Origin of the sequence: Rhizobium sp. ERR 942, from assembly GCF_007828395.1 — a bacterium.
Lineage (GTDB): Bacteria > Pseudomonadota > Alphaproteobacteria > Rhizobiales > Rhizobiaceae > Rhizobium > Rhizobium dioscoreae.
In genome coordinates, this window is sequence record NZ_VIUA01000002.1 from 640,465 (window position 1) to 651,780 (window position 11,316).

Here is an 11,316-nt window from a genome sequence, read left to right on the forward strand (position 1 = left end):
ATCCCAGGAGATTTTGACATGACAGGTACTCCCAAGATCACCTTCATCGGCGCCGGCTCGACCGTCTTCATGAAGAATATCATCGGCGACGTCTTGCAGCGGCCCGCCCTTGCGGACGCCCGGATCGCGCTGATGGACATCAATCCGCAGCGGCTGGACGAAAGCGCCATTGTTGCCCGCAAGCTGGCCTCGACGCTGGGCACCTCCGCGACGGTCGAAACCTTTACCGATCAGCGCAAGGCGCTCGACGGTGCGCATTTCGTCGTCGTCGCTTTTCAGATCGGCGGCTACGAGCCCTGCACCGTCACCGATTTCGAAGTGCCGAAGAAATATGGCCTGCGCCAGACGATCGCCGACACGCTCGGCGTCGGCGGCATCATGCGCGGCCTGCGCACGGTTCCGCATCTCTGGAAGATTTGCGAAGACATGCTCGCCGTTTGCCCGAACGCGATCATGCTGCAATATGTGAACCCGATGGCCATCAATACCTGGGCGATCGGGGAGAAGTACCCAACGATCAAGCAGGTCGGTCTTTGCCATTCGGTGCAGGGCACGGCCATGGAACTGGCGCACGATCTCGACATTCCCTACAACGAGATCCGCTACCGCTCGGCCGGCATCAACCACATGGCCTTCTATCTCGAATTCGAGCATCGTCAGCCGGATGGTTCCTACCGCAATCTCTATCCCGATCTCGTGCGCGCCTATCGCGAAGGACGCGCGCCAAAACCCGGCTGGAACCCGCGCTGCCCCAACAAGGTGCGCTATGAAATGCTGACCCGCCTCGGCTATTTCGTCACCGAAAGCTCCGAGCATTTCGCCGAATACACCCCCTACTTCATCAAGGAGGGCCGCGAGGATCTGATCGAGAAGTTCGGCATTCCGCTCGACGAATATCCGAAACGCTGCATCGAGCAGGTGGCGCGCTGGAAGAACCAGGCCGAGGAATATCGCACGGCGGAAAAGATCGAGGTCAAGCAGTCGAAGGAATATGCTTCCTCGATCATCAATTCGGTCTGGACCGGCGAACCTTCCGTCATCTACGGCAATGTCCGCAACAATGGCTGCATCACCTCGCTGCCTTATAATTGCGCGGCGGAAGTCGCCTGCCTCGTCGATGCCTCCGGCATCCAGCCGACCTATGTCGGCGATCTGCCGCCGCAGCTGACGGCGCTCATCCGCACGAACATCAACGTGCAGGAGCTGACCGTGAAAGCTCTGATGACCGAAAATCGCGAGCACATCTACCATGCCGCGATGATGGATCCGCACACAGCAGCCGAACTCGATCTCGACCAAATCTGGTCGCTGGTCGACGAGCTGTTGGCTGCCCATGGCGACTGGCTGCCGGAATGGGCGCGCGGCAATCGCAAGGTTCAGGCCGCGTAAAGCCACTCTCTCCCGGCTTGCGGCCCAAAAGGCCTCGCGGTGGCGCCGCGGGGCCTTACATTTTTAGCTTCCAGGAAAAGATGAAAATCCAAAATGCAGCGAATGATGCCGTCATAACAGATGGCAAAGCGGGATCGACTGCGCTAGAAACGCTCGCAGTTTGGAGGAAACGAACGACATGGCCAGCTCGAACACATTCACCACCGGAACATTCGTCGGCCGCATCTGGCGCCCGGATGTGCAAGGCCCCGCTCTCGTCACCCTTCGCGACGGCACGCTCTATGACATCACCTCGAAGGAAACGCCGACCATGCGCGACCTTCTGGAAAAAGATGATCCGGTGGCTTTCATTCGCACCCAGAAAGGCGAAGCCATCGCCAAACTCGATGATCTGCTGGCCGCTAAGGCCGACCACTCGGCCATCCACCTTCTCGCCCCCATCGACCTGCAGGCGATCAAGGCCTGTGGCGTCACCTTTGCCCGTTCGATGCTGGAGCGCGTCATCGAGGAGCGCGCAGCCGGTAATCCGGACCTAGCCGAAGCGATCCGCGGCAAGGTGACCGCACTGATCGGCGACAGTCTGCGCAATTTGAAGGCCGGTTCAGCGGAAGCGGCCAAGGTCAAGGCGGCGTTGATCGAGGAGGGTGTCTGGTCGCAATATCTCGAAGTGGGCATCGGACCGGACGCGGAAGTCTTTTCCAAATCGCAGATAATGTCGTCTGTGGGACAAGGCGCCGATGTCGGCCTGCATCCGATCTCCAAGTGGAACAATCCCGAGCCGGAAATCGTGCTGGCGGTCGACAGCCAGGGCCGGGTCAAGGGCGCCACCCTCGGCAACGACGTCAACCTGCGCGACGTGGAAGGCCGATCCGCCCTGCTCCTTGGCAAGGCCAAGGACAACAACGCCTCCTGCTCAATCGGGCCGTTCATCCGTCTGTTCGACGAGACCTATAATCTTGATGACGTGCGCAACGCCGATCTCGACCTCAAAGTCGAAGGTGAGGACGGTTATGTGCTGCACGGCCGCTCGTCGATGAAGGAAATCAGCCGCGATCCGCTCGATCTCGTCTCCCAGACCATCGGCCGCCATCATCAATATCCCGACGGCTTCGTGCTGTTCATGGGAACACTATTTGCCCCCGTCGAGGATCGCGACACGCCCGGCCAAGGCTTCACCCACAAGGTCGGCGACATCGTCACCATTTCTAACGACAAGCTCGGTTCGCTGCGCAACCGCGTGCTTTTGTCGACCGAATGCCCGCCCTGGACCTTCGGCGCCTCGCATCTGATGCGCAATCTGGCCCGGCGGGGATTGATCTGAGACTTCAAAGGCGAATTGGCCACACCGACCCTATGCCTTGAAAGATCCCGCTCTCCCGGAAAGCGCCGCCAGATCCTCGGCAAGGCGCACGGGCAGGTCCATGCGCTCATGCAAAATACTCATCACGCCAAGATCGCCGTTATCGAGCTCCCGGAAGAAGACATAATGATGCTCGTAGCGACTGAAATACGCCTCGTGTTTCACGTCGGCGGGAACTGCAAGACGCTGCGGAAGCTTGCGCCATATCGCCCTTTCCTCGCATAGCCGCTGCAAATGGGTATGCAAGCCGGTGATATACGTCACCGCCTGCTTCTCTCCCCATGTCTCAACTGTATCCCGCCAAATCTTGTCCTGCGCCGCATCCGCGCGCGGATAAAAGCGATACACCACCATGATCAGCGACGCGTATTGCGGCGAATGACATCTTCGGCGGAAACTGCGATAAACTCGCTGTCATCCGCGCGCATGGCCGGTGCAAGCTCCTTTTGCAGCGCATCCCACGCCTCATTACGGGTTTGAAGGTCGCGACGTATCAAGGCGCGAATGTATTCGCTGGCGTTCTCATAAAGACCAGTGTCGCCGATCTGCTGCTGAATGTGGTCTTGCAGCGCACCGCTGACCTTCACATGAATGCTACCCGACGCCATCGGAACTATCCTTCCATTCCACCTCAATTGTGGAGTTCGTAGCATATATTGTCAATATTCTTCACGGGTAAGAGCGCGCCGCATCATCGCGACGACTGTCCGGGCCACCAGCAACCTTGCCGTCGGAGCCGACGAGGCGGCAGAAAAACCCCCTCGCGAAAAAGGACGACGCAACGCCGCACCTCCCTCCGATTGGCTTGATTGGATCGCGCTGCCTACAGTGGGGCTTCTTCATTGCCTGCGAGATCGTTGACGACTAAGCGCAAGATCCGAGCGACACCAGTCTCGCCGAGAGTTGCGCAGCATCGATAGAAGCAAGATTGCCACCGGTGAAAAACGGATCGTCTGAAACGTCGCGTCCAATCCAGTGAGGCAGTGCATGCGCTTCGAGCAAGGCGACGGATTCCGCCTCGATCTCGCATAGAACCAGGCCGACAAGCTGACCTTCGAAAACATCCAGGCAAAGGTATTCGGAAGAGGCGATATTGTACCGCCTCTTCCGAATACCTTTGCCGTTCAACGCTGAAAGAAGATCATATTCCTGCGATGTCAGGTAGATATTGACGATTGCGAGGGGATTGGCGCTCGGGCCAGGGGACTTCTTGCAGAGCTTGTATTGCTCGTTTCCATCCTCGCAGATGATCTTGCGCAGGCGCAGCCGGGTGCCGTCGAGATAAAGATCTTCGATCAGCCGGAATGCTATACCGGAAAGATCTGGAATGTCGCTGAGGAGAAATCGGCGTTCATATTCGGGCCGCGCATATTTCGGAATTGAGTTTGCCATATTGAAATGGGACGCCCGCCTCTCAAAAGCACGAGCACCGGCTCCCTCAATCTCAATGAGTGGACATCGACTGCGGCTGGTCGAGGCGGCTGCGCACAGCGGTCAGTTCCGAGGTTGTATGGTTCAGGCGATCGGCCAGCACGCGCATGATCTCGACGGCCATCTCCGGGAAATCGCTAAGCAGCTTCAGGAAATGCTCCTTGCTGATCTTCAAGGCTTCCAGCCTGGAAGTCGCTTTCACCGTGGCTGTACGGGAGACATCGCAGAGGATGGCAATTTCGCCGACGATGGAATTGAGGTCGACTTCGGCAACCTTGATCTCGCCGGCTGGGCTATCGACGAGAATATCAGCAGTTCCTGAAAGAACAACATAGGCCGCATCACCTTGATCGCCCTGATGAAACAGGGTTTGGCCAGCATTGTAGCTGACCCGATCGGACGTAAACGCCAAGAGTTTCAATTTTGCGGGTGCAATGCGCGAAAAAATCGGCACCCGCTTCAGCATTTCAACTTCGTCCTTCAGAAGCATGAGCTTCGGTACCCCCAGTGTTCGGCCCCAGACGCCACTGTCGAGATAGGATATTACGATAACAGTTCTTTGAACATACCGTTTTTCTCTAAAAGATCGGTGGTAGAGCCATTTTCGACGAGGCTGCCGTGATCGAAAACCATGACGCGGTCGAACAATTCGGCAAAACTGGGGTTGGAGAGAACCCAGATGATCGCCGGCGCATAATCGCCGCTATGGAGTTCGCCCAGAATGGCTCTCGCGATCTGATCCTGGACGCGATGGTCGAGTGCCGGCAGCGGGCGATTGCAGATGATGTAATCGGCTCGTTTCAAAAGGGCGCGACCGAGATTGAGTTTCTGGCGCTGCACGTTGGTCAGGCGCTTGCCGCCCGAGCCGACGTCGAAATCCAGCCCGATCGACAGAACTGCATCATGCATGCCGAGACGCCCGAACACATCATACATGATCTGATGGATGCGCTCCGGCGCATTCGCCTGCTGATGCGCGATGCGCCCGAACAGCACGTTGTCCATCAAGGTGGCAGACGCAGTGAAGCGCTCCGGATCGTAGCGCTCGATGACCTTGGCGAGATCGGCCGGAATATTCTCGTAGAACTTCGCGCGCGCCTTCACGATCTTTTCCATGAGCACCTGCGTCAGAAGGCCGAAGCGGTGACGCGGTTCGATATAGGAGAAGCTCAGCCGGATGATGGCCGCACGCTCATCGTCGGTCGCTGCCTCATAGCCCTTGCCGTTGAGCTTCTGCAGCAGCGCCTCATAGGTCGGGATGTCTTCCGCCGTCATGAAGGTCAGCTGCTGGAAGAACGGATGGTCCGGCGGCAGGTCCGTGAAGAGTTCGACCGCGTTTTCGGCGATCTCCAGGCCCATATCATATAAATCGGAGACCAGACCCGTTTCGGCGAATATCTGCCGAAAATAGGGATGAGCCGCCAGTTTGCGATTGGTCATCTGCGGCCGCTTCAGCGTACCGAAAAGCAGATTTTCACCAACGGTCGCTTGCGGATTATAAGCATCGAACTCGAAGGGAACCACGAGATCCGCGAGTTTTTCCTCTTCAAGCCGCGACCGCAATGCCTGCCGCAGCTCGACGATGCGCGACGTCAGATCCTGGTGTGCCGTGGCATCGACATTCGAGCGCAAGGCCATGTCGAAAATATCCTGCGACATGGCGACGGCATCGAGAACCGGACGGATGGCAGAGTAGATATCATCCGGTCCCGTAGCCCCGGCGGCGGCATAGTCCACCCAGTCGCTATTGAGGTCGAATTCCGGATTGGCCGCACGACGCGCCTCGGCCATGCTCCATTTGACCTTTATCGCCTCATCCTCGCTGTAGACAGGGGCAACGAGCGGTGCGTGCTTGAGACCATAGAGCAGATTGCTGCGCAAAGTGCCGTGAAAGAAGAAGGTCTCGGAGGAGGCGTAGGCGATGCGTCGCCCGATGAGCGATTCCGGCAGTTCGAGAATATCGTGGCCATCGATGGAAATGCGGCCGCTATCCGGCCAGATCAGGCGTCCGAACGCCTCTGCAAGATATTCGCCCCCCGCACCGCTGTCGCCGACGATCGCTACCCTTTCGCCCGGATGAATCTCAACCGAAACGTGGTCCAGCACACGCGCGCCGCTGTCGTCGACGATGGTCAGATTGGTCGCGACGAGAGAATGGGTGATGCGGGCGGCGGGCGCGGGCGAAACCGCCTGGATTTTCGGATCGATCAGATGATCGACGCTGAACTGTTCGACCACCTGATTGTATTTTACCTGAACGTCCTGACGCGACTGGTCCCAGTCGATCAGCTCCTTCAGCGGCCCGGGCAGATCCTTGTAGGCATTGATGACGGCGACGAGCTGACCGATGTCCAGTCGGCCCTGCAGCGCCAGAAAGCCGCCGATCAGATAGAACAGGAACGGTGTTACCTGAGCGAGGAAGTTATTGATGAATTTGACCAGGAACTTCCACTGATAGAGATCGTAGCGGATCGAGAAGATCAATCCGAGCCGGTGCGCGATGTCGGCGCGTTCCAGGTTCGTGGTGTCATTGGCATGAATGGTGCCGATACCGTCGACGATCTCGCCGACGCGGCCGGAAAGCTCACGCGCCGTCAGCTGCCGCTGGCGCCCGAGTTCCAGGAGCCGCTTGCGCATACGCGGAATGACGATGGCCTGCACGGCGACGATGGCCGCGGCGATCATACCGAGCCAGAAATTCTGCATGATGATGAAGACGAGCGCCGTTACCGCCTGGCCGCCGAGAAGGGCGGGCTGCACGAAAGCATCGCCCGTAAAGCCGCCCATCGGCTCCACCTCGTCCTTGATCATGGTGGCGATTTCCGCGGGCTTGACGCGCTTGAAGTGCGCCGGCGGAAACCGCAAGACCCGGTCGATCAGCTCAAAGCGGATACGGCGAAGCATGCGCTCGCCCAGACGTCCCTTATAGGTGTTGATATAGAGCTTGAAGAGACCGTTGAGGACGACGAGCGCCAAAAACACCATGCTCAGCGCAACGAGCATCCACATGCGCGTCAGCTGCACGCCCTGAAAAATCTCGACATGGCCGATGAGCGGCACATTGAAAGCAATGTGCATGAAGGTCTGCGTATCGCCGGGATGTTCGAAACCTTTGCCCTGGATAGGCCCGTTGACGATCTGCTTCGGCAAGTCGAAGGACAGGAAGTACGGGATCATCGAGGCCGCGACGACGAGCAGTATCCAGACCTGCTCCAGCCGGGTATTCGACCAAATGTAACGCGCTAGGCTTTTTTCCATTGCTTACTGCAGGCTTTCAAATTCAACGCCCAGCGCCAGCGCGATGCCGGCACCGATGTTGCAGAGATGCGGGAAGGTTTCGTTACGGATACGTGGCCCCATATGTGAAAGGGGACTCCGCCCGGTCTTTCGTCCACGCTCCTCCCGATTCATCGATTTTTCGATTTATATCACAAGATTGCGGGAATCCAGGAGGATAAAACGACAGGATGTCTCCGATATCAGCCACACACGTCGCTACATGACCTCACGCAGAATGGCGGATGTTCTGGCGGCGCCGCCAAGATCGATATCCGGCTTGCCTGGCTTGGGTCGGGACAGCGCCGTCCTCACGGCCTCGACCAGCATGTCCGTCGTCAATCCCGCTTCCGGCAAGGCCAATGCCAATCCCAATCTCTCCAGCCGCTCGGCTCGGACGGATTGCTCCGTCTCGCCGCCGGCGGTGAAAGGAACCAGAATGGCGCGGCAACCGGCCACGAGAAGATCGCCGACCGTATTATAGCCGGCCTGCGAAATCGAAAGCTCGGCGCCGCGCAGAAGGGAGGGAAAATCCTTGCGGAAGCGAACCAGTTCGACATTACCGGGCGCATCGCTGGCGAGCTCGGCATAATCCCGCTCCGGGAGGTTCGGCCCGGCGATCAACAGCCAGCGGCGATCGCTCGCCACTCGGCTTGCCGCTTCCAGCGAGGCGCGGATAAGGTCGCGCCCGACAGCGCCGCCGCCGGCTGAAACGACGATGTCGAAGGTTTCGACTGGTTCCGGTGGCAAAGCGGGTGCGACAAGACCCGTGTAGACAATCTTGTCCGCGATCGCCTCGGTCAGGGGAAAGGTCTCTTCCAGCCGGACGAAATGCGGATCGCCATGGACAAGCACACCATCAAAATGATCGCGAAGCAGGCCGACTGTCTCTTCGTCGCGCCCCGGTTTCTTCTGCTGCTGCAGAATGTCCCGCAGCGAGGTGTAGAGCCTCGGCTTCGGATCGGCTTCAGAAATGGCATCGAGCAGCGGCAGAAGCTCGAAACGCATCTGTCTGCGACCGAAGGGAAAGGCCTCGATGATGACGACATCGGGCGCCGCCTGCCGGAACGCCTCCAGCAGCAAGTCGCGGCGCCGAGACAGGAACTCCTCGCCGGCGGCATTGCCAGACTGATCGGCAAGACCGGAGAAGCCGGCGCTGCTCGCAACCACGGCCGGCAATGTGACGGAGGTAACATCCGCCCCCGGGAAGCCGTTTACCGGCAGGCCGCCGGTGACCACCGTCACCTGGCAGCCGTCTTGCACCAGCGCGCTGGCGATGCGGCTCGCGCGCGCCAGATGGCCGATGCCAAGCAGATGCTGAACGTAGAAAAAGACCCGCAACGGTAGGCTATGCGAGGTTGTCATGCGGATTTCCGCCATTGATCTTCTCTCTGCCATTGCTCCTCGAACAGCCCCGTCAGTTGCCGGATGCTGGCGTGATAGTCGAAATGCTCGCGCACCCGCCTTTCGGCCGCTTCGCCCAGCCTGTGGCGCAGTGCCGGGCTGCGAATGGCAGATTCCAGTGCGACGGCGAGCGCCTGCGGATCCTCCGGAGGAACGACAAGACCGTTCGCATCATCTTCGAGGAGTTCGGGAACGCCGGAGACATTGGTAGAGACGCAGGCAAGACGCTGGCTCGAGGCCTCGACGAGCACGTTCGGCAACCCGTCGCGATCACCGTCGGCGGCCACCCGGCAGGCGAGCGCGAAGATATCGGCCTGGCGATATTGGGCAAGCACGTCTTCCTGTGACAGCGCACCCTTCCAGGTGACGCGGTCGGCGATGCCAAGCGTATCGGCCAATGCCTTGAGTTTCGTCAAGCCATCGCCGCCGCCAATGTGGGTGAAGCGCCAGTTGAGATCGCCGGGAAGCAATGCCAGCGCCTTCAACAGCACGTCGTATCCCTTCTTCTCCACCGCACGTCCAACGCTGAGGATAAAAGCGGGATCGGAAGCGTCCTTGCCATCGCGGTTGGAATGTTCGCCGGTGAAGGAGCCGAAGCGGTCCAGATCCAGCCCGTGATAGCTCAGATGGACCTTGTCGTCCACTCCGACCAGATCGCGCATGTGCTCGAAACCGGTGCGCGTGCAGGTCACGGTCCAGCGGGCGCGGCCGAGCTTTTCCGAAAGCTCCCAGTCCGGTGACGTCCAGATATCCTTGGCATGGGCCGAACACGTCCAGGGAATGCCGGTCATGATGCTGGCATAGGATGTCACCGAGGCCGGCGTATGGATGAAATGCGCATGCAGCCATTCGCCGCCATCGGGCCATTCATGCGCCAGCACCAAGGCCTGACCGAAGCGCCGCACGCGGTTAGGGGTGGTATCCCGCTTGAGATCGGTCCAGAACTGCTTCAGGAGCGGCTTGAACCCGGGCTTGCCGATACCGGCAAAGAAGGCGCGAAGCACCCTCAACGGTTCGTTATGCAGATATTCGGGCAGATAGACGACACGCGCCCTAATCTCGTCATGGACGGGATGGCGCTTCTTGTCCGTAGGCTTGCGCATCGAAATCAGCGTCAGGTCGAAGCCGGCCTTTTCCAGGCCGAGCAGCTCCTGCGCGATGAAGGTTTCCGACAGGCGGGGATAGCCTTTCAGGACCACCAGTATTTTCTTCCGCATCGACAGGTTCCGGTGATCTACTCGGCAACGATCGATAGCGGCGTATAGCGCTCGCGGTCATCGAACCATTCGCCGACGGTGCGCGAAATATGCACGAGCCCTTCCAGGCGCATGTTGCTGTTGCTCGCCGAAGGTGGCGCCCTGTTCGGCAGGCGCTTCAGCGCAGCGGCAAGCTGCTTCGGATCGGCCGATTCTTCCGGCAGCAGCATGTCGACGAGGCCGAGTTCGCTTGCCCGCTGCGCGCGGATGAGCTGCTCCTCGCGCGGCCGCGTGCGCGGAATGATCAGTGCCGGCTTGTCGAAGGACAGGATCTCGCAATAGGTATTATAGCCACCCATGGCAACAACGGCCTTGGCGCCGGCGATCAGCTCTTCCATCTTGTTGTCGAACTCGATGACCTGCAGACAGTCGATCTTGCTGGCGCGTTCCAAAAGCTGACCGCGCTCCTTGGCTGGCATATAGGGGCCGAGCACGATCAGCGTCTTCTGCGTGAGAGAGCTATCCTCCTCGAAAGCGGCAATGACATCGCTGACGAGATCGGCGCCGTCGCCGCCGCCGCCAGTCGTCACCAGGATATAATCCTCGTCAGGCACATGTTCCGACTTCGTGCCCAGGGTGGAAACGCTGCGCTGCAGGAAACCGACGAACTCCATCTTCCGGCGCACGCCGGGGGGCACATCGAGGCCGACGAGCGGATCGTGAAAGTCCGGCGGACCATAGACCCAGACGCGATCGTAGAACTGATCGATCTTCTGTAGAACGTTGTTCTTCTTCCATTCGGCTTCCAGGAGATGCGGCGCATCCATGACGTCGCGCATGCCGAGTACGAGCGTCGTGCCGCGTGCCTTGAGATAGGTCAGCGTTTCCTCGACCTCGCCTTTCAGCCCCATCGGCTCCTTGTCGACAATGAAAACATCGGGCTGAAAGGTTTCGGCCGTGTGGCGAATGATCGATTGCCGCATCTTCAGCGTTTCCTGCAATGCGACATGGCTCGCCATAGACGTGTATTCGCCGTCGCGCAGCTTGATGACGCTCGGCACTTTGACGAAATCGACACGGGCGCGATAATCGAATGCGCCGGCGATCGTCGCGCCGGATATGATCAGCACATTCAGGCCGCGATAGTCCTCGACAAGCGCATGGGCAATCGTTCTGCACCGCCTCAGATGGCCGAGACCGAACGTGTCATGGCTATACATGAGGATTCGAGCATCTTCTAAGCGCCGCTTCATAGGCAAA

At 59.3% G+C, this 11,316-nt stretch carries 10 protein-coding genes; 2 read left to right on the top strand and 8 right to left on the bottom strand.

What is annotated here, in order from left to right; translation table 11 throughout:
• The first annotated feature begins 18 nt into the window (after positions 1-18).
• On the top strand, positions 19-1,389 hold the full coding sequence (locus tag FBZ97_RS09810; protein WP_145318878.1) for an alpha-glucosidase/alpha-galactosidase: 1,371 nt from the start codon (positions 19-21) through the stop codon (positions 1,387-1,389).
• A 178-nt stretch (positions 1,390-1,567) separates the two neighbouring features.
• Positions 1,568-2,710: a fumarylacetoacetate hydrolase family protein gene (locus FBZ97_RS09815; RefSeq protein ID WP_145318881.1), complete on the top strand. Its 1,143-nt coding sequence runs from the start codon at positions 1,568-1,570 to the stop codon at positions 2,708-2,710.
• 30 nt (positions 2,711-2,740) lie between these two features.
• On the opposite strand, the gene FBZ97_RS09820 is transcribed toward FBZ97_RS09815, so the two are convergent.
• From FBZ97_RS09820 to FBZ97_RS09855, 8 genes are all read right to left on the bottom strand, one after another.
• Positions 2,741-3,103, bottom strand: a complete 363-nt coding sequence (locus FBZ97_RS09820) for a type II toxin-antitoxin system RelE/ParE family toxin (protein ID WP_113329609.1) — start codon at positions 3,101-3,103, stop codon at positions 2,741-2,743.
• 2 nt (positions 3,104-3,105) lie between these two features.
• Positions 3,106-3,357 carry a transcriptional regulator gene (locus tag FBZ97_RS09825; protein ID WP_112723358.1) on the bottom strand — a complete coding sequence of 84 codons (252 nt, stop codon included), beginning with the start codon at positions 3,355-3,357 and terminating at the stop codon, positions 3,106-3,108.
• 256 nt (positions 3,358-3,613) lie between these two features.
• Positions 3,614-4,141, bottom strand: coding sequence for a hypothetical protein (locus tag FBZ97_RS09830; RefSeq protein WP_145318883.1), 528 nt, complete (start codon positions 4,139-4,141; stop codon positions 3,614-3,616).
• Positions 4,142-4,193: 52 nt separating this feature from the next.
• Positions 4,194-4,670, bottom strand: coding sequence for a Crp/Fnr family transcriptional regulator (locus tag FBZ97_RS09835; RefSeq protein ID WP_069610301.1), 477 nt, complete (start codon positions 4,668-4,670; stop codon positions 4,194-4,196).
• Between the two features lie 53 nt (positions 4,671-4,723).
• Entirely contained in the window at positions 4,724-7,438 is a 2,715-nt protein-coding gene (locus FBZ97_RS09840) for an ABC transporter ATP-binding protein (RefSeq protein ID WP_145318886.1), read from the bottom strand.
• Positions 7,439-7,675: 237 nt separating this feature from the next.
• Positions 7,676-8,821 carry a glycosyltransferase gene (locus tag FBZ97_RS09845; protein WP_145318889.1) on the bottom strand — a complete coding sequence of 382 codons (1,146 nt, stop codon included), beginning with the start codon at positions 8,819-8,821 and terminating at the stop codon, positions 7,676-7,678.
• Positions 8,818-10,083: a glycosyltransferase family 4 protein gene (locus FBZ97_RS09850; protein ID WP_186449490.1), complete on the bottom strand. Its 1,266-nt coding sequence runs from the start codon at positions 10,081-10,083 to the stop codon at positions 8,818-8,820. The genes FBZ97_RS09845 and FBZ97_RS09850 overlap by 4 nt, the downstream gene beginning before the upstream one ends.
• A gap of 11 nt (positions 10,084-10,094) precedes the next feature.
• On the bottom strand, positions 10,095-11,309 hold the full coding sequence (locus tag FBZ97_RS09855; RefSeq protein ID WP_145318896.1) for a glycosyltransferase family protein: 1,215 nt from the start codon (positions 11,307-11,309) through the stop codon (positions 10,095-10,097).
• Positions 11,310-11,316 lie beyond the last annotated feature (7 nt).